General features: G+C 42.2%; 25 protein-coding genes. 1 reads left to right on the forward strand and 24 read right to left on the reverse strand.

The window, feature by feature from the left end; translation table 11 throughout:
* The first annotated feature begins 50 nt into the window (after nt 1-50).
* Nucleotides 51-359, forward strand: a complete 309-nt coding sequence (locus tag WAO38_RS01440; RefSeq protein WP_422233637.1) for a cupin domain-containing protein — start codon at nt 51-53, stop codon at nt 357-359.
* On the opposite strand, the gene WAO38_RS01445 is transcribed toward WAO38_RS01440, so the two are convergent.
* The 24 genes from WAO38_RS01445 to WAO38_RS01560 all read right to left on the reverse strand — a co-directional run bounded on the left by WAO38_RS01445 (nt 349) and on the right by WAO38_RS01560 (nt 17,350).
* On the reverse strand, nt 349-1,935 hold the full coding sequence (locus WAO38_RS01445) for a methyl-accepting chemotaxis protein (RefSeq protein WP_422233639.1): 1,587 nt from the start codon (nt 1,933-1,935) through the stop codon (nt 349-351). The genes WAO38_RS01440 and WAO38_RS01445 overlap by 11 nt on opposite strands.
* A gap of 148 nt (nt 1,936-2,083) precedes the next feature.
* Nucleotides 2,084-2,890, reverse strand: a complete 807-nt coding sequence (locus WAO38_RS01450; RefSeq protein ID WP_422233641.1) for a DNA adenine methylase — start codon at nt 2,888-2,890, stop codon at nt 2,084-2,086.
* Between the two features lie 231 nt (nt 2,891-3,121).
* Complete coding sequence (locus WAO38_RS01455) at nt 3,122-3,367, reverse strand: hypothetical protein (protein WP_422233643.1); 246 nt, start codon at nt 3,365-3,367, stop codon at nt 3,122-3,124.
* Complete coding sequence (locus tag WAO38_RS01460; RefSeq protein ID WP_422233645.1) at nt 3,364-3,738, reverse strand: hypothetical protein; 375 nt, start codon at nt 3,736-3,738, stop codon at nt 3,364-3,366. The genes WAO38_RS01455 and WAO38_RS01460 overlap by 4 nt, the downstream gene beginning before the upstream one ends.
* On the reverse strand, nt 3,701-4,279 hold the full coding sequence (locus tag WAO38_RS01465; protein ID WP_422233646.1) for a hypothetical protein: 579 nt from the start codon (nt 4,277-4,279) through the stop codon (nt 3,701-3,703). Before WAO38_RS01465 ends, WAO38_RS01460 begins: the two co-directional genes overlap by 38 nt.
* Before the next feature lies 1 nt (nt 4,280).
* Nucleotides 4,281-4,556 carry a hypothetical protein gene (locus WAO38_RS01470; protein ID WP_422233648.1) on the reverse strand — a complete coding sequence of 92 codons (276 nt, stop codon included), beginning with the start codon at nt 4,554-4,556 and terminating at the stop codon, nt 4,281-4,283.
* Complete coding sequence (locus tag WAO38_RS01475; protein WP_422233650.1) at nt 4,553-4,729, reverse strand: hypothetical protein; 177 nt, start codon at nt 4,727-4,729, stop codon at nt 4,553-4,555. The genes WAO38_RS01470 and WAO38_RS01475 overlap by 4 nt, the downstream gene beginning before the upstream one ends.
* A complete protein-coding gene (locus WAO38_RS01480) occupies nt 4,730-4,996 on the reverse strand; it encodes a hypothetical protein (protein ID WP_422233652.1) in 267 nt (88 codons plus the stop codon).
* On the reverse strand, nt 4,993-5,331 hold the full coding sequence (locus tag WAO38_RS01485; RefSeq protein WP_422233653.1) for a hypothetical protein: 339 nt from the start codon (nt 5,329-5,331) through the stop codon (nt 4,993-4,995). Before WAO38_RS01485 ends, WAO38_RS01480 begins: the two co-directional genes overlap by 4 nt.
* Complete coding sequence (locus WAO38_RS01490) at nt 5,328-5,783, reverse strand: hypothetical protein (RefSeq protein ID WP_422233655.1); 456 nt, start codon at nt 5,781-5,783, stop codon at nt 5,328-5,330. The genes WAO38_RS01485 and WAO38_RS01490 overlap by 4 nt, the downstream gene beginning before the upstream one ends.
* Before the next feature lie 9 nt (nt 5,784-5,792).
* Complete coding sequence (locus tag WAO38_RS01495) at nt 5,793-6,698, reverse strand: gp53-like domain-containing protein (protein WP_422233657.1); 906 nt, start codon at nt 6,696-6,698, stop codon at nt 5,793-5,795.
* A gap of 18 nt (nt 6,699-6,716) precedes the next feature.
* Nucleotides 6,717-7,598, reverse strand: coding sequence for a hypothetical protein (locus tag WAO38_RS01500; RefSeq protein ID WP_422233658.1), 882 nt, complete (start codon nt 7,596-7,598; stop codon nt 6,717-6,719).
* The gene (locus WAO38_RS01505; protein WP_422233659.1) at nt 7,595-10,903 is read right to left on the reverse strand and encodes a hypothetical protein; all 3,309 of its coding nucleotides are present in this window, start codon (nt 10,901-10,903) and stop codon (nt 7,595-7,597) included. Before WAO38_RS01505 ends, WAO38_RS01500 begins: the two co-directional genes overlap by 4 nt.
* 8 nt (nt 10,904-10,911) lie before the next feature.
* Nucleotides 10,912-11,193, reverse strand: coding sequence for a phage tail assembly protein T (locus WAO38_RS01510; RefSeq protein ID WP_422233661.1), 282 nt, complete (start codon nt 11,191-11,193; stop codon nt 10,912-10,914).
* Between the two features lie 44 nt (nt 11,194-11,237).
* Nucleotides 11,238-11,621: a hypothetical protein gene (locus WAO38_RS01515; protein ID WP_422233663.1), complete on the reverse strand. Its 384-nt coding sequence runs from the start codon at nt 11,619-11,621 to the stop codon at nt 11,238-11,240.
* A gap of 1 nt (nt 11,622) precedes the next feature.
* A complete protein-coding gene (locus WAO38_RS01520; protein WP_422233665.1) occupies nt 11,623-12,075 on the reverse strand; it encodes a hypothetical protein in 453 nt (150 codons plus the stop codon).
* A 115-nt stretch (nt 12,076-12,190) separates the two neighbouring features.
* Nucleotides 12,191-12,565, reverse strand: coding sequence for a tail completion protein gp17 (gene gp17, locus WAO38_RS01525; protein WP_422233667.1), 375 nt, complete (start codon nt 12,563-12,565; stop codon nt 12,191-12,193).
* Nucleotides 12,562-12,960, reverse strand: a complete 399-nt coding sequence (locus WAO38_RS01530; protein ID WP_422233669.1) for an HK97-gp10 family putative phage morphogenesis protein — start codon at nt 12,958-12,960, stop codon at nt 12,562-12,564. Before WAO38_RS01530 ends, gp17 begins: the two co-directional genes overlap by 4 nt.
* Nucleotides 12,957-13,259, reverse strand: a complete 303-nt coding sequence (locus WAO38_RS01535) for a head-tail adaptor protein (protein ID WP_422233671.1) — start codon at nt 13,257-13,259, stop codon at nt 12,957-12,959. Before WAO38_RS01535 ends, WAO38_RS01530 begins: the two co-directional genes overlap by 4 nt.
* Nucleotides 13,260-13,270: 11 nt before the next feature.
* A complete protein-coding gene (locus WAO38_RS01540) occupies nt 13,271-13,846 on the reverse strand; it encodes a head-tail connector protein (RefSeq protein WP_422233673.1) in 576 nt (191 codons plus the stop codon).
* A gap of 3 nt (nt 13,847-13,849) precedes the next feature.
* On the reverse strand, nt 13,850-14,326 hold the full coding sequence (locus tag WAO38_RS01545) for a hypothetical protein (RefSeq protein ID WP_422233674.1): 477 nt from the start codon (nt 14,324-14,326) through the stop codon (nt 13,850-13,852).
* A gap of 9 nt (nt 14,327-14,335) precedes the next feature.
* Nucleotides 14,336-15,520, reverse strand: a complete 1,185-nt coding sequence (locus WAO38_RS01550; protein ID WP_422233676.1) for a phage major capsid protein — start codon at nt 15,518-15,520, stop codon at nt 14,336-14,338.
* Nucleotides 15,517-16,155: a peptidase gene (locus WAO38_RS01555; RefSeq protein ID WP_422233678.1), complete on the reverse strand. Its 639-nt coding sequence runs from the start codon at nt 16,153-16,155 to the stop codon at nt 15,517-15,519. Before WAO38_RS01555 ends, WAO38_RS01550 begins: the two co-directional genes overlap by 4 nt.
* A complete protein-coding gene (locus WAO38_RS01560) occupies nt 16,142-17,350 on the reverse strand; it encodes a phage portal protein (protein ID WP_422233680.1) in 1,209 nt (402 codons plus the stop codon). The genes WAO38_RS01555 and WAO38_RS01560 overlap by 14 nt, the downstream gene beginning before the upstream one ends.
* Nucleotides 17,351-17,488: the final 138 nt, after the last annotated feature.

Here is a 17,488-nt window from a genome sequence, read left to right on the forward strand (position 1 = left end):
GTTAGTTTATAATGACGCAATCATATCATGCGTTAACTTAGGAGTGCTTCTTGATCTCGATAAACAACCTCTACCGTGAACAGAATCCTCGTGAAAATTCAGAAATATTTTCGACTCTATTTCAAAATGATTCACTCAAAATTGAAGCCATCCGATCATGGCTTAAAACACCGGGAGAAATCTATAATCAGGTCCAGGACGAGTGGGTTTTATTACTTTCGGGAGAGGCACAACTAGAAATCGAAACACTCGAGATAAGTCTTAAGCCCGGGGATTATCTTTTCATCCCCAGACATACTCCTCACCGAGTATTGTCAACATCGCAGAATGCCCTTTGGCTGGGGGTATTTAGCTCTTAAACTCGTTAATACGTGCCGATAGAGAATTGGCGACTTCGAGCAAATGCTTCGAATCGCTTTCTATTTGTTCAACACTGCGGCGGTTGGATTCGGAAACGTCATTGATCTGGGAAATTTTGTCGATAATCCATTCAATATGCCCGACCACCTCGACCGAGTCGTTGTATGAGTGCTGGGCAACTTCGACTGAACGCTCCATCTCCGAAGATGTTGCCGAAATCTTTTCTTCGACTTCATTCGAAATCACAGTCAGTTCATTCATGTTTTTAGCATTATCCCCCATCTTATCGCTGACATCGTTAATGGCCTGGACAATGGTTCCGACACTGATTTCAATTTCAGTCAAACTTTTTTGGGTGCGTTCCGCCAATTTCCGTACCTCATCGGCAACAACGGCGAATCCTCTTCCGTGTTCTCCGGCCCGTGCCGCTTCGATGGCGGCATTGAGTGCTAGCAGGTTGGTTTGATCCGCAATATCTTTAATCACACCCAAAACACTTTTGACTTGATCGGCATCATTCCGTAACGAGATTAATTGGGAAGACATCTCGTGTTCCATTTCAATATAACCCTCTACTTCTTCCACGAGTCGATACAACGCATCTTTAGCGGTCACAAGCTCGCCGTTTGCATTGGCAACATTTCGTTGTGTCTGCTCAGATACGGCAATAGCTCCTGACAAAATTTGTTTGATCGAATGGCTCTTTTGCGTTGTCGCTTCAACAATTTGACGTTCTTGTTCTACCCCTGCTGAAATGATTCGTGTTGCATCGGTAATTGTCGTGGCGATCGTAGAGTTTTGTTTTCCGAGATCTTTGACTTCATTAACTGTTTCCTGCACCATTTCGACAAAGCGGTTAACCGCCAGTGCCGCTTGAGAAAACTCATCTTTTTTTACGACTTCGAGACGTTTCGTTAAATCTTTATCTCCGCTGACCAATGCACCGATACGATTGCGCAGTTCTTCTAACGGGGAAAGAACCTCTTTGCCGAAAAAGAGGTTTAACACCGAGACAAACACTATGACGACGACACTCAATGCAATCAGCAAAATCGTTTGGGTTTTACTGATCTCGGCATCATTCTTTTCTAACGATATCACCAAGTCCATCACTCCGAGAACATGCCCTGCTTCTATATTAGTATGACAGGCTAAACATCGCTCTTGGGCAATCAACGGCTGCAGCAGTCGGATGGTATGCTTCCCGTCCGTATTTTCGATAACCTGAGGTTTTTTGGTTTTAAAGACTTCACGGATCATCGGCTCATCGCTAAACTTCGCATCCGGAGCCAACAAATCGATAACGGCTTGCGATTTTTCGACCTTAAGCGCCTCTATTCCATCGATCTTTTGAGCATTAGCGATCGTTTCAGCCACAACGGCAGGATCTCCCGCCAGCATACTTTGGGTCAAAGTTTGAAAAATAGACTCGCTTAGCATCGTCAGTGATCGCTTCGCCGTATCATTGGAAAAATCATTAAAAGTTGACGTTAAATACCAGTAGATAGTACCAAGTCCCAGGAAACTGAAAAGTAAGGTTGTAAAAATAATTTTAGATTTGACCGTATCAAACATCAGAAGACCTCATTGTTATAATCTGTGGGATTATTGTACCGTATATCGGTTCAATATGTATCGCAATATAGGGATTTAGATTAAATGTGTGACAGAAACACCATGAAATAGACGTTTCTATGACACATTTTTGACACAGTTATTTATTTCAAAATAATACCCCCCTCACGCTTTCATCTGTATAGTTCGATATGAACACTTCCCGTACTGCTTTTTTCTGATGTCCTCCACCTAATGTATAATCAATCTCCCTACTTGATCGTATCACCATATCCGAATATAACTCTCGCACCAGGTCACAGTCATTGTAACTCAGTAAAAACTTCCCTTTGATATTGTGCAGCATATCAGCGAGTAATCTGTGCTCTGTCTCACCGAATCCACCCGTATTCTGATAGTAGCTTTCCGTGTCAACATACGGAGGATCGCAATAAAAAAATGTATCCGGGTTATCATATGTCAATATCAGCTTATCGAAGCTCATGTTCTCGATCGTCACATATCGGAGGCGACGAGACCATACATTGAAATTTTTGTGCAAATCTTTCGGTCGACCGTTCTTTGCCGACATTGCGAAATTCGTCCCTTTTGACCCGAAGCTCTGAGTGAGAGAGTAATAATAAAATGCGGCACGCTCGATGTTGTTCGTCGGTTTGATCCGCTTATGGACGATATCATCGAAAACCTCACGGCTAACCAATAGCCGGCGCAAATACATCGATAGTGATTGCGGGTTGGTTCTGATCGATCGGTGAAGATTGACGAGCTCACCGTTTACGTCGTTTACTACTTCCGCTTTTTTGGTAGATATCGGAGCACGTTTCCGATAGAGTACATTGAGAGCACCGCCGAACACTTCTACATAGAGACGATGTTCAGGCATCATAGAAACGATATCGTCTGCCAGTTGGGATTTACCGCCTATCCACCCGAAAGGGGCTTGAAGTCGCTGCATATAATTCCTTTGCACCGTGACATATTTTCACGGCTAGAAAAAGATATCGACAATAATGCCGATACTGCAGCGTTCTTCTCGGGTTCGCTGTGGGACTTGATTAATGGTATAATTCTTTTGTTCCATCAGTCAAGTTATTTAACTGACCGGGATAAAGAGGTCTTTCCGTCGATCTATGATCGCTCGGTGTTTTGAAGCTATGCCTTGTCCGACGTGAGTCGCGGATCTCTTTTACAAACACTTCTCCAAAGCCGCTTTAAAATCATAAAGACAACTCTGCAACTTCGGATAGTTTTCCAACCGTGCTTTAGTCCACTGAACGATATCGCCTACTTCAGGAGTAGGATCTTCACATTTTGGTTTTTTTGTTTCGCATTTTTTTGTTATCGTGATCGGTTCACTTGGGACCACTTCTTTACCGGCACAACCAGAGAATATTAAAACCGTAGTTAAGACCATCAAATAGAGTGTTTTCATAGCTTGCCTCCCTCAGCATTTTTTCGCGCTTCCTCAGCGATTGCACTTAGGTCGGTACATTTTTCCCCGATAGGTACATACTTGATCGATGTGATGTATTTCGGCTTTGCGGCCATCGTTCGGTTGTAATCGGCTTCTTTTTCCTGAGCTTCCACCCTATCACGTGCCATCCACGCTTTCATAAAAGAAACACGATCTTTTTGCCGTTCTGTTTCTACTTCTGCAGTCTTAACTTTTTGCTCGAGAACGTTACGCTCTCCGGACACGGATAGATCATGGAATCCAAGAGCGATTAATGCTCCGGATAAAATGATAATAATTCCGATCAGCACCTTACCAGTACCGAAACTTGCTACTTCTGATAGACGCATATTTTTCTCCGTATTTATAGACGAGCACCGAGTACTCATAATTGATATCGCAGTTCGATCGACATGACCGCTGACCTTTCCATGTGAAACAGCTCTGTCCGCGTCGACATTGACCCTTGGATAATTCCCAATTTTCACCCCCGGCACGGTTGATCTCTTTTAGAACCAGTCCTCCCCCGTTATATACCTGGTACGTTACCCATAGCCCATACTTCGGTTGATAGACTGATTTCATAATTATCGCCTGAGCTTTGAGTTGATCGGGGATACCTTTAATGCTTGATATCCCTTTAGCTTTGAGCGGTTTTTGCCAAAGCCGGTACGTGATCTGAGGCAACCCCTCTGATCCTACTCCATCGAGAGATAGGATATTTCGGCATCCGCTCTCTTGGACAAGCTGACCGACTCCATACTGATATGGGTAATCAACCCCAAACTGTGCCCAATGTGCTTTTCGTACCTCTTGTTCGTATGATTGGCACCGTTGGACAGAACCCCCGAACAATGACAAAGTAAGTGCTAAAAGTACGATCAGCTTCATATCATCCGCCCATAGCGAAGCAGTAGATAATGATCATATAAAAAGCGACTACGGCAATAGTAAGCTGCCAGTTTTTATCATTGCCCCAATCGATAGCAGGAAATAAAAACTTACGTAAAATATGCGCCACGATTACCCCCGCCGTAACAAGCAGAAACTTAGATAATACGAGCTGAATAACCGGGGGCAAACTCTCATATACACCGCTGATAAATACGCTTACCAAAATTACCGTCACTACCATGACAAACCACATACGTTTAAACTCTTTTTTCACTCTTTACCTCCTTGATGAAATTGAGCGACTAACTCCTGCAGCTCTGCATTGTTTTCGCACATCCTATTTCGTAGATCATCGGATACGTCGATTTTTAAATAATCATCGATAATCTTCCACCCCTGCCATCCGGGGAACTTTTCTCGATTTATAGCTTTGTATTCTTCCCCCATTTATTTATCAGCCTTTAATTTGAGTTCATTGTATATTTCTCTTATATTTGTATCGATACGCTCCATGAAGTCTTTGATCTCTGAGCGCTTGATATAATTTTCTGCGATGTGGAGCTTCATTTCTGCTTTTGACTCTTTAAGTGCGGCAATCTCTACCCTATGCCCTTCATCTGCTTTTTCAAGGTCAACTATCTTTTTATTTGCAAACCATCCGATAATCAGGATAAGACCGCCTAAAAGCCACATAACTACTTCTTTATCCATCACATCCACTCCGCATTAAATTTTAATCTCTCCGCTTCCGCAAAATAGCTCTCTTTACAGTGATTTTTACCAAAAATAAGGTCGATAATTACCCTGAAATATTGTGCGTGTTTATTCCCGCATTGCTCTAGGTAATACGTCCATGAGCTGACCGTCCAATCTTCTTGCCCATATAGGATTGAACCTCCCGCTTGATCAAATCCGATAGCGATAGTAAGTAGATATTTGCTGATGCTCTCACGGCGATATACTTTCCGGATCATGTTGAGGATGATGGCCGGAATTGATACAATAGATATAATCAGAATGGCGATAAGCATTAAAAGGAATGATTTCATACAAAGAACTTCTTCCGCTCTGCTACAAAAAGCGGTGCGAAGGTGGCGAACTCTTCGATTGTCATAGGCAAATTGCTACCGTTTTTAAAATGGATCACTGTAGGAGATGGATCAAGATCAAATCCCATCTTTACCTGTACCATCCCATCCCCGTCATCTTTAGTTACAGAGATATATCGATCTGTTCCGTCAATATTAGTACCATAGATAAATCCTTGAAGCATAGCATCATCACGAACCTGTGCCATTTCATTATCAAGTTGAACTTGTGTTTTTTGAGGTACATACTCAACCAATACCCGATCAACAAACTTTCGTGTGCCTTGATTATTGATACATTCGAGCCATTGCGCTTCTGTAATTTCAATAGCACCGATTGGAATTTCTTTATGAATAGAATTATCATAAAATGCTACTGGTAACCCTAAAACATCTAATACTGCAAATTTCATTACTTCTCCTTAATATCCAATTACCAAAAATCTACACCCTGAGATACCAGTTGTATCATCCATTTCTACTCGTAACGTAGTAGTAGAACAAGAGATTGTCTTACACATAGCATCTCCAACTGTATCTGCCCCAGTAGTAATATAGGGGGATGTTTGGGTAGTTAGTACCGCTGTAGGTAGGGTGATGGGTAAAGTTACATTTAGATAGGTATTATTAGTTATAACAGCTGTCTGCCCCCATTGAATAATTAATCCTCCCATCCATGTAGGGAATTTGATATATCCGTTTACCCCTAAACTATATACAAGCCCAAGTTTAGCCCAGGCAGTAGTAGCTAATCGCGTGCTATTATCTGTAGAAGCCTGAGTAGTAGCAGTTGGATTACCTGTAAATGCAGGGGAATTTAATACGGCATACACAGTATCAAAAGAGGTTCTTAATGCTGCTCTAAAATTTGCAAATGTAACTTTACGAAGCTGCAGAGAAAAACTATCCCAAAACCCAAACTCATCTGTATCGCCTGGAGTTTCTGCAGGTGCTGCATGGATTGTTGCATCTATAGCCAATGAAACCCATGATGCCGGTTCGGTTATGGGGTTATTTGCTGTATCAACAGCGCATCGGTAATTCACTCCGCTATATGACCATGATTCACCAACTAATGCACTTGATACCCCCTGCACAAATATTCCCTTATAGTTTGCCAATGCAACTGCGATATTTGATGCAGCAACGGCACTCGCTTCTTTGGCATTGACATTGGTTTCAAGAGTGTTTACCTGATTAATAAACCCGATAATCTGTGAAACAAAAACAACTATCCATGCGATAAACGCATCAGCCCGTGTTCTAAATGTCGTTGCATCGCTTGATGATGGTGCCGTTGGAGGGGTGGTTATTACTTGATCTATCATCTAAACTTCCTTTTCATCTTAAACTAAACCTATCGCCTGGCAGGTTATTGCCGTTTCAACCGGGCCGTTAACAAGCTCTTCAAACTTCTGGATATACCCATACATGTTTAAGAGGTCATATCCTCCACCAATAAATACTACTGGGGTACCTCGAGCCGCAGTAAGCACTTTATAGACTGAGTTTGCTAATTCAGTTTGTGTAAAAATATCAACGGAAAGTGTCTTGGCATAATTTCCTTTTTGCAGATAGGTAGCACCGGTTGATGTATCAATGGCCACAGTTGAATAATCAAGAGCACCTACATTTACCTTCCATTGAGTAAAACCTATCTCTCGTACCTTTCCAAACATAGATATCCCGCAAAGGGCATTATTGGCTCCATTGTCAATAATGATATGAAATGAGATATTTTGAGTAAGTGTGACACGCTCATAGAGGATCGAGTCCTTTGTATCAGTGAGCCAATCACCATAGAAATAATCTAACCAATCCGTTACATCGTTATATGTTGAATAAGACATTGTTTCAATTACGGTTAAAGTATCATTATCAATTACCTCAATAAGTACAGATATAGCATCTATATTCCCAAGGTATATGGCATTCGCTCCGTATGCTGAAATAGAAACCTCAATAGTCCCTGTATTACTTGTCTGCGTATTTAAAAATTGGTCAAACATTTTGAATCTATTTGCAGTTCCTAAAAACTTCCAATCAGTAGGGCTTAAAGATGGATCCATACCGGTATTATTTGTACGGGCTTCATATTCACCATAGTTTGTAGATAAATAAACCTTTTGCCCTGTTGTATATGGGGTTGCGATATCATATGTGTCATATAGAGATGCAGCAACATTTGAGCTATCAACAACAATATTGATTGGAAACATTATCTTCATGCCGGGATCCCTTGATTATTGCCCATTTGTGACAATGTAAACTGAGCTTTTAACACCTTAATAACCTCATAAAGCTGTGCAACCATTTGTGAAGTTTGGGCATTTTGTTCCCCCTGCTTATCAACTAATAGCTTTAGGTCAATAGGGGTTGAACTGACCCCTACTTTTGATAGCATCATGTCATATGGGGTTGTTGTTGTGGCTTTCAAGCTATCTACATATGCATTATTAGCATCAGTCGCGGACATAAGCGCATCACCAAGATTTTTCCATGATGTAATGGTCTCTTGGGTAAAACTTTTTTTAATTGCTTCATCATATTTTTGGAGATAGTTCTCAGCTGTAATACCAGAAGCACCTAGTGAGTCAGCCAATAGGTTAAAATCTTTGGTGAGATAATCGGCGGTGAATTTGAGCTGATCCGCTGTTCCTTTTCCGAGATTCCATTCCGTAAATGATCGGGTAGTATTTACATATCCACCTATTGAGGCCGCTATTGCCTCATTGAGAGACTTATCTACTGATTTAGCATAGTCAACCCATGTCTTATAGATCGCATCAGTATTTAGACTATCTATTGCCTCGATAAAGCTTTTTGTTACTGATGTATCAAGAAAGTTTTGAAAAGTTGCAAAATTACCGCCTTTAACTGATAACTCTTTAACAATACCGATCTGAGTAAGAAGGTATTCATATGATTTAATGGTGCCTTTGATTGCTTCTTTTTGAGCATCACTAAACGGTTTATACGAATAATCGTCACGACTACCGCTAAACCAACCGCCATCAACATGGGTGATCGTATAGTCATTACCGACAACATTATTAGCAGTAGCTCCGTTTTGGATATTTACACCGCTCCCTGCATAATGCGATGAACCGCCAAATATACCACCGATAACAGAGCCAAGAGCGGCACCGATTGCACCTCCGACAAGAGTACCAAGCCCAGGGATGATAGATCCTGCGATTGCTCCGATTGTGCCTCCTATCGCCCCATACTCTCCCGCTTTTGTACTTTTACCGAATAAGGCATCCCCAAGTGAACCGAGCGCATATCCGCCAATGCCTCCGGCAATACCTGCTGTCGCGATACCACCGCCATACGCTGCACCGCTCAGCCCATTAACACCTCCTCCTGCAAGAACATTGGAACTGCCGGCTAAAAATGATCCAGTACCCGTCCATCCTGCCCCGTAAGCGGTACCGGCTAGGTTCCCCATAAATGCAGATGGGGCATAAATTGCACTGGTTAATCCATCTGTAGCGATGCTATAAAGTGATCTTGCACTAGAAAGATCATTCAAAACCGATGCAGCATCTGACCCTGATTTTGTAATCTGGCCCATAGCATCCAGGACTGTTCCCCCAGATGTAGTCATAAATCCTGATGAATTTGTAGTTGCTCCGATAAGAGATGCGGGAGTGGCGGCGGAACCGAATACTGAACCCATCCCCCCGTAAGATCGGAACATATTTACAAGTCCGCCTTGATTACCTCCGGTTCCAAGTATAGAGTCAGCAAGTGATTTGGACAACCCTCTAGCCATCGATTGAGTAATTGAGCTCCAAAAGTCTTTTAACCAATTTCCAAAGGAAGTGAATTTTCCAGTCATAGCATCGAAGAATTGTGACTCCATTGCTTTATCTACATTATCGAATAGATCAACCCAAAAAGCGTTATTTTTCTCCCATTCAGATTTACGATGAGCTTCATTATCTTTTTCCCAGATTGCGAGCATCTGTTCATTGGATAAAATACCTGACTCTGCGAGTTTTTGCATACGATCAGATTCGGTGATCTCAAATGCGCTTGCAGTGTCACCCATCGCAGAGTAGTATTCGAGTAAAGCCGATTTGCTATCCTCCCAGCGTTTTAGTGTATCTTCGGTTGCTTTCTTTTCTAAAGCTTCTTGCTTTGCGATATTTTCCTGAGCAAATTGGAACCCTTCATCATTCAATGCTTGGATCATATCTGCTTTTTCTTTGGCAGCTTTAGCAGTGTCGGCATCTGCCTTTTTCTGTGCGGCTAATCTTTCGGATTCTTTTTTAGCAAAATCTTCTAAATCAACAGGTGGAACATACGGATCATTACCGTCTGATTTTTTCTTAAACTCTTTTTTCATACTGATAAGAGTATTGTAGGTTTCTGATACATTTTTAGTGTATTTTTGAGCCTCTAAACTTGCCGCATGGTAATCCATACGTGCTTTTGCGGCATCATATCCACCATTCGTAATAATTCCAGTAACAGACCCGTATTTAGCATGAACTTCAGCTAGTGTTGCATAAGCCATTTTAGCATTAGCAACAAACTGGCCTATCCCATTTGTAGCGGTGCTCATCCCTAAGATGAAATACTCGAAAAACCCGAAATTATCTATCGCTTCATCGGATGATCTACCCATTAACCCAGGTATTTCATTAAATACTGATGTAACAACTTTAAGCATATCTCCTGATGTATCAGATATCAGGCTAAAAGCATCAGCCCCAACCATTCCGAGTGCAGTTAAATCGTTACCCGCCTGAGCTGTGAACTCATCGATTGTGCTTTGATTTTTGAGTACCCAGTCAGCCATATCCTCAAACTTACCGGATAATGATTCGATTGTAGGCAACATGCCTGTCAATATTCTCGTTGAACTAGTTTCAGCAGATAGACCTATCTTTGTCATAGAGTCATTAAATCGCTCTGCTGCCTGAGCAGTTTCAGTATTAATAATTCCTGAGTACTCTTTTAATGCTTCTGACCCGCTATTTAAAAGCGGTATCATATCTGCTCCGGTTTTTCCGAATAGATCCATAGCTAATGTAGATTTAGCTATTCCATCAGGCATGGCTTTGAATTTATCTGCTACCTCGAACAAATACTGATCGGACGTTTTTAGATGCCCGGATGAGTCCTTGAGCGAAATATTAAGATTTTTAAGAGCATTGGATGTATTTCCGGTTCCACGCTCTGCATCACCAATCCCTTTATTAAATTTTAATAGTGATTTTTCAATTGATTGGAGTTCAACATCTGCAAGTTGACCCGCTGCCTGCATAGCGTAGAGAGAATCAACAGACACCCCTATCTTTTGGGACATTTTACTGATGGCATCTGCTTGATCTAACGTATGCTTAATATTGTCCCGTATTGAGTCAAACGCAAAATAACCGGCAATAGCACCCGCAGCAGTTTTAGCAACAGTTTCCATCGTCTTAGTAGACGATTTCATTATCCCTACCGCTTCATCCATACCCTTTCGGAGTTGTGCGGTATCAGCAGCAATGATAATGTCGAGTGCTCCAAGTGCCATTACGTATCCTATTTTGTAGTTAACATCAAAAATATTGCCGATTGAGCAGCTTTTATCTGCTCTTCACTCATTTCTTCTACTTTGACTTTTTGCTTACTTTCATGTTGATACATTAAAAAATCAGACGGAGATACTTTTGAACCGACCATATTGACAGCCGTTGAGCATAGAACTCCATGCCGAATATCATTCATTTTTTCTTCATTGCCGAATGGTTCCATATGATAGAATTCCATCCAATCATCCAATTCATTAGCACTCATCTCATTTTCAAGACGTTCGACGGTCATCCCGAGTTTCAATGCGAGACGGAATCGAAATTTTCTCTCTTCGGTTACGCCGCGTCTTTGAAAACGTTTCCCAATTCATTGAAAATTCGGTCGATAATATCAGGTGATTTTTTACCGAGAGCGGTTTCGATCTCATCATCATTAAATAGACGATTACCTTTTTCATCACAAAGTGCGAATCCGACTGTATGCAAACGGAAATCAGCGAATGCTTTTTCAGCCTCTTCACCTTTAATCATTTCAGTTTTTAGTTCTTCACCCTCTTTAGCAGGTTTGACTTTTAAAAACTTTCTTGAATATACCCCTAGAGCATCACGCTCACGGATTGATGGACGTTTTACACTTACTTCACCGCCCCACTCAGGGACGTTGATCGTAGCCATTTTGATATCACTTGCATTGATGATCGCATCTTTATTTAGTGCCATCTTATGCCGCCAATACTACAGTAGGTGCGCCGCTTGCTTGGAACGGGAATTCAAAAACGAGTTGAGCGCTTTTCCCAGGAACAATATTAGGAATACCAGAAACATATCCGGAGCGGATAATGCTTGTAGGATTACCTGTTGCCGGTGTGATTTGATCGTTAAACTCGATCTTGATTTTCGTATTTGCATTTGTCCCACCGAGTGTAAAAACACGCATTTGACCTGCATCATCTGCAACATAGTTACACTTGAATGAGAATTCCGGAGCATCTTTAAGCCCGTCACTGATGAACTCTTTATATGCATCAGAATCGAAGCTAGTAACGTCGATTTTTCCGACTTTGTCCCCAAGAACACCTGGGATATCCGTTAATTCTCCGACTAACTGATATGTATCAGGTGTTGCCGTTTCAATATATACTTTGGCACCAAGTGAGTTCTTTGCCTTTGACATTTGAGTCTCCTATTTTAATAATTTTATATTCTATGCCAATCTAAAACCACACCCTCAAAAGGTTGCGAATTAACAACCTTTTTGGTAGAAAACTTTTTTAGATTCCACTTGACTTTTAAACCGCTCCGACCACATCATCAGAGAGGATGTAATCTATCTGTTGAACGAAGAGTTTGGCATCAGGCTCATAATCATCCATACTCATAACCTTATTTCCGTATCCACTCATAACTGTTTTGACTGATTTGGTATTGTCATCATCAGATAGAGCAATAAAAACAGACTCTTCATACGTTTTTGCGAAGACCTTGATTTGGAACCGACCCATATCGAGGCTTTCGGTTCCATCCATCGTACCCGTGTCGAGAGAGCTGATCCGTTGAAACGTGATATATGGTGCGTCAGTCCCCTGAGGTGCTACGAGTGGGAATACTCTATCGCCTACCTGAGGGATGGTTTTGAGGATGTCAAAAAGACCGATGGCGATCATTTCATTACCTCAGGGAGTTGTAATTTAATATCATCAATCACAGCATTAAGAACATCTTCTCCTGCTTCATCGTATGCAGGTCTCATATATGGTTGTGCTGCCATTTTTGACGTTCCATTCTCCACAAAACGGTCATAAAAAACGCTGACTCCCCTTTTTTTATTTCCAGTTGGTCGTATTTTAAAAGCGATCACTCCGGGCTTTGCTTTTACACCACTAACTTTGATCGATTTTTTTAATTTACCTTCACGTACTGGCACATAACCCTGTGCTTTAGTCTTGATGATATTCGCCCCCTTACGTACAGAGCGACGGATGACCTTTTTTTCGAGCTTATCCGGCAGATCAGTGAGGTTTTTGATCAATTCTTCAAGCCCTTTGATTTCCCCACTCATAAAATCTCCTTTGCCACAATAAACAACTCGACACTCTTTTCCTCTTTGTTCTGTACATCGAGGATATCGAACGTCCGTGTTCCGAATTTGATCTTATGCTTTCGCGTGATCCCCGCTACGAATCGGCATCGAATCTGAGACGTTGCCTCAGCGAAGAGTTGATTGCTCATAAAGCGTTCCCCTCCGCTGATCGGCTTGATTTCAGCCCGAGCATAACCAAAATGCGTTTCACCCTCTGAAACACCGCCCATAGCACCACGAATCTCACCGATAGTGACAAACTCGATTTTGTGGCGCATACTCCCTGATCTCATAACGAAATTACCCGATATTTACTGATGAGATAATCGTTGTAGTTGTTTTGTATTGGCGTAACCGATACCCCGACTACAATCTCCTCACGATGTTCGAACAGTGTTGCAATACGGATCAGCATCCATTGTTTGATCGACTTTGGAACGGATGCAGCATCTGCATACCCCGCTATAAATGTCACCCGGACAGCATTCACCATCCAACTAATCGACGGATAGGTAGCGTCATTACGACGGATAATAACTCCGGGTTCTACTGTAGTATCTACCATATACGCGGATGGGTCAAGAAGTGCATAACTGCTCATCCCATCCGGGATATACTCGATTTTCTCCACAGCATTAAGCGGTGGCTTTTTAATCTCAAAACGATCTGGCAAAATCTCCATTGTCATTTCATACGTTGCACGCATGAGCTGACGGTTGGTGATCTCTTCGGCCTGCTCCGTAGCGACACCGATCAAAAATTCGATCAGTAAGTCATCTTCTGCAGACAAAATATTGAGATGCGCTTTTGCTTCCTCAACCGTCACCGGAGCAGTCAGCGGAGCTGTTTTGAGAACTAAGCCCATTGGTTATTCCTCTGATGTACCGGTACTGTTTTCTGTACCGCTTTCATCTTTTGGTTTTTCAGTACCGTTTTCCAAACTGTTTTCATCTTTTTGTTTTCCCGCGGGAAAATTATCATCCACTGCAGGGTCTTCACCGTTCATCGATTTTTCGACAAATGCTTCAACCTCTTCATCGGTAATAACAATACCTTCGATCTGAGCCGCTTTTCGAGCTACCTGACGATATAAATCCATCAGATCTAGTACTAAAGCTTCTTTTTCGAGGATAGCTGTAACCTGAGCCTCTTTTTCAGCATTTTCACGATTGGTTTGATCGATCATAGCTAAAGCTTTTTCATACTCTTTTTTATTGGTCGGTACGGCCTGATCTGAGTTAACCAAAGCGATTGCCTCTTTGATAGGAAGATTAATCTTATCACCTGGGGAATAACTGCCATCATCACCGGATCGTCCGGTGAGAAGTTTTAGGTTAATTTTCATAATTTACCCTTATACCGCAGCCATTTTTAGAACTTTTACCGCTTCAGGAAGTACCAGTTTCCCATCAACACGCTTATCGATACGGAACCCGACATGTCCGGTAGTAGCATACAGCTCATCCATACGCTTCATAGACATAGATTTACGGTCTTTGATGAAGTAGTAGCTCATATCACCAAATGAAATTGGAGTTGTACCGGCGGCAATATCAGGCATATTTTTGTTCAACACGATAGGACGTGCGAGCAATGTTGACGGAGCCCCGTTTAGCCCTTTATTAACCAGATAATCTCCATTGCTATCTTTGAGCTTCATAAGTTTTACGAGAGTGTTACGATTCATTTTCCATGTCGCTTCCGCCGCATAGTCTTCATCGAGTGATCCCCAAAGATCGATAATCTCGTCTGCAGTAAATGCAGTAGCCGAAGCGGCTGTTTTACCGATTTGAGCATCTACAAGGAATCCTGTCGGTTTACCGATGCCATCACCGCTGACGAATGCAGCCTCTTCCGCTTTGGTAGTAGATTTTGTGAACTTCATCGCGATGTACGCTTCGATGCTTGAAAAACTATCTTGCAATAGCTCTTCAGTGACTTTAATGATGCGCCCTGTTTTGTACGCTTTCATAATTACTTGACCGATAGTAGGATCAGATTCAGGATATGCGCCCGTTTCATCGATCCAACCGTTCGCTCCATCATCTCCCTCTACCGGAATGTTTTCGGTTGATGTAGAGATACTTACAGTTGCAATAGCACGCATTGGTGATTTTTCACCGAGTTTAGTGATGATCGTTTCTGCGAATGTAGTTGGAACGAGATACCCGCCTTTATCGGCTGTCCCCTCATTGAGCGCACGAGTTTGTGCTTCATCCAATGGTTTACGACTTTGTGCAGTCCAAAACGCAGCACGATAAGTTTCGGCTTTATCATTGGTGCTTGATTGAGTACCTGCCGGACTACCGCCGACCAAAGGAGCACGTTGCTCAGATTGCAAAAACGACTGACGTTTTTCAGCTTTTTCAGCTCGAGAAACGGCATCTTCAATTTTTCGCTGTGTTTCATCAAAACTTTTTTCAAGTTCATCATACTCTTTTGCTTGAGCTTCATTCAGTCCGCTTGGATTAGCATCCAACATTGCACGCATTTTTCCGTCAAGTTCTGCCAAAAAGGCACGCAGTTGTACAAGATTCATAGGTTTATCCCCTTTTGTTTAAGATTAAGTTTTCTACGGAGTACGTCCGTGTTTAAAAGCGTTTCCGCTTCACCGCGTTTCCCACCGAATGAACGCCCGATAGTCGCCCCCCGATCAAACCCCTTCCAAACCGCAGAGAGTTCGACAATCGTGTAATCGGTAACGAGTACGTGATCAGGCTCTCCTTGGCGTGAAGTGATTGTGACGTCATGGACGTAATATCCGATGCTCACATCGGTGAGAACCTGATCACGGTATTTTTGAAACACTTTTGAGGCATCTTCATCGGTACCGAAATAAACATCCGATTTGATCATCCCATCTTCGACACGCTTGTTATCGATACGACCTATTGCCGTGTCTACACTTGGGGCATGATCTTTGAAAAAAGTCATCAGCTCTTCGAGTCTCGCCCCGTTTGGATCGAGTTCTTCGATATACACTTCGTCATTCCACCAGTCATACCGTTCGCCTGCGTTATCACGGCTTACAAGGATAAATGGAATCATCCGTTTTTCGGTATCGATCTGTGCCGGATCGGTTTTGGCTCTTGGACACACACCCAACCCGCACGAACGATGGACCACCCCGATCTCATTCATACGGGCAATAATTTCTTTTTTACTTCGCGGCATTGTTGCCCTCCTTTGCCATATTGAGTGGATAGAGCGGTTCATCTAACCCATCAAGAGGGTTTAAATCCTCCATCTCACGTGCCTCATTACGTACTAACCACCCATCTTTTATCGCCATACCATACGCGGTATATCGTGAGGTAGTATCACCGCGTAAAAGCGCAGCGAGATTAAACTTCACGTAGTGATCACTTTTTTCACTATTAGACAAGAGTTTTCGTCTGCACTCCTGCTCGATATTTACCGCCCACGGACGAATTGCATCAGTTACAAACTGGATGGATTGGTGCTCGATATTTGAGAATGTCGCTTTGTCCATTTCATTAATCATATGTGGTGGGATTCGATAGATTGATGCTATTTCAGATTTTTGGAACTTACGAGATTGTAGAAATTGGCTATCTTCATTACTGATCGCCAATTTTTCCCACTTCAATCCCTCTTCTAAAATGATCGGTTTATTAGCGTTTACAAGTCCTATTTTTGAATCCCAATCTTTTTTAATTCGGTTGAATGCATCATTACTTAGTGATTTATCAGTATGTAGTATTCCTCCACCATTGGCTCCGTTTTTGAAATACGTCCCTCCGAATTCTTCCATCGCGATCGACATACCTATCGCATGTCGGTTATACTCGATTGGGCTCATTCCGATAATACCATCCATAGTCATACCGATAAAATGAAGAACCTCGTTTGGGTAGAGTGGCACTTGACCGTAATTATCCGATTGATATATATATCGAAGCTCTTTGTTTTCTAGACGAACGATCTGCATTTTATCGGGGTTAAGAGGATAGATCCCCGTTACCTTACCGGCATTGTTTCGGATGATCTGAGAGAAGTGGTTCCCGCGAAGTGCCAAATGAACCATTACTACAACACGCCAAGTGTACGATGTCATTTCATTGTTAGGCTCATCATGTAAAATTTGGTATAACGGATGGTTGAATGCTTTGTTATTGAGGGATTTATCTTTTAAAACCTCTCGTTTATAGACAGAAAACGGCAAAGAAGCGATTGATTGAGAGAGGACATTGACACAATCATACACGGCAGTATGAGCAATAGCCCGTTCGCTTGTAACGTTTACCCCTGATGTAGTGATATTCCCGCCGAACATATCCAAAAGCCAACGTTTCGGAGAGGATAGCGTCGATGTTTCACGCTGTGAAAGTGCTCTTATGAGGTTCATTTATTGACCTCACTAAATGAACCAAATACCTGCCACACCATCAAAAGAGAGTGTACGATCCACGCCACACCAAATACGCTCGATGCAGTGAGCGTAAATACGAGATATACCCCAAACGCGAACCCCATAATGAGAGTT

It is taken from the genome of Sulfuricurvum sp., from assembly GCF_049277495.1.
Classification (GTDB): Bacteria; Campylobacterota; Campylobacteria; order Campylobacterales; family Sulfurimonadaceae; genus Sulfuricurvum.

Coding starts and splice junctions, on each gene's coding strand:
- WAO38_RS01445 (WP_422233639.1), bottom strand. CDS start 1,935: ATGTTTGATACGGTCAAATCTAAAATTATTTTTACAACCTTACTTTTC.
- WAO38_RS01450 (WP_422233641.1), bottom strand. CDS start 2,890: ATGCAGCGACTTCAAGCCCCTTTCGGGTGGATAGGCGGTAAATCCCAA.
- WAO38_RS01455 (WP_422233643.1), bottom strand. CDS start 3,367: ATGAAAACACTCTATTTGATGGTCTTAACTACGGTTTTAATATTCTCT.
- WAO38_RS01460 (WP_422233645.1), bottom strand. CDS start 3,738: ATGCGTCTATCAGAAGTAGCAAGTTTCGGTACTGGTAAGGTGCTGATC.
- WAO38_RS01465 (WP_422233646.1), bottom strand. CDS start 4,279: ATGAAGCTGATCGTACTTTTAGCACTTACTTTGTCATTGTTCGGGGGT.
- WAO38_RS01475 (WP_422233650.1), bottom strand. CDS start 4,729: ATGGGGGAAGAATACAAAGCTATAAATCGAGAAAAGTTCCCCGGATGG.
- WAO38_RS01485 (WP_422233653.1), bottom strand. CDS start 5,331: ATGAAATCATTCCTTTTAATGCTTATCGCCATTCTGATTATATCTATT.
- WAO38_RS01490 (WP_422233655.1), bottom strand. CDS start 5,783: ATGAAATTTGCAGTATTAGATGTTTTAGGGTTACCAGTAGCATTTTAT.
- WAO38_RS01495 (WP_422233657.1), bottom strand. CDS start 6,698: ATGATAGATCAAGTAATAACCACCCCTCCAACGGCACCATCATCAAGC.
- WAO38_RS01500 (WP_422233658.1), bottom strand. CDS start 7,598: ATGAAGATAATGTTTCCAATCAATATTGTTGTTGATAGCTCAAATGTT.
- WAO38_RS01505 (WP_422233659.1), bottom strand. CDS start 10,903: ATGGCACTTGGAGCACTCGACATTATCATTGCTGCTGATACCGCACAA.
- WAO38_RS01510 (WP_422233661.1), bottom strand. CDS start 11,193: ATGACCGTCGAACGTCTTGAAAATGAGATGAGTGCTAATGAATTGGAT.
- WAO38_RS01515 (WP_422233663.1), bottom strand. CDS start 11,621: ATGGCACTAAATAAAGATGCGATCATCAATGCAAGTGATATCAAAATG.
- WAO38_RS01520 (WP_422233665.1), bottom strand. CDS start 12,075: ATGTCAAAGGCAAAGAACTCACTTGGTGCCAAAGTATATATTGAAACG.
- gp17 (WP_422233667.1), bottom strand. CDS start 12,565: ATGATCGCCATCGGTCTTTTTGACATCCTCAAAACCATCCCTCAGGTA.
- WAO38_RS01530 (WP_422233669.1), bottom strand. CDS start 12,960: ATGAGTGGGGAAATCAAAGGGCTTGAAGAATTGATCAAAAACCTCACT.
- WAO38_RS01535 (WP_422233671.1), bottom strand. CDS start 13,259: ATGCGCCACAAAATCGAGTTTGTCACTATCGGTGAGATTCGTGGTGCT.
- WAO38_RS01540 (WP_422233673.1), bottom strand. CDS start 13,846: ATGGGCTTAGTTCTCAAAACAGCTCCGCTGACTGCTCCGGTGACGGTT.
- WAO38_RS01545 (WP_422233674.1), bottom strand. CDS start 14,326: ATGAAAATTAACCTAAAACTTCTCACCGGACGATCCGGTGATGATGGC.
- WAO38_RS01550 (WP_422233676.1), bottom strand. CDS start 15,520: ATGAATCTTGTACAACTGCGTGCCTTTTTGGCAGAACTTGACGGAAAA.
- WAO38_RS01555 (WP_422233678.1), bottom strand. CDS start 16,155: ATGCCGCGAAGTAAAAAAGAAATTATTGCCCGTATGAATGAGATCGGG.
- WAO38_RS01560 (WP_422233680.1), bottom strand. CDS start 17,350: ATGAACCTCATAAGAGCACTTTCACAGCGTGAAACATCGACGCTATCC.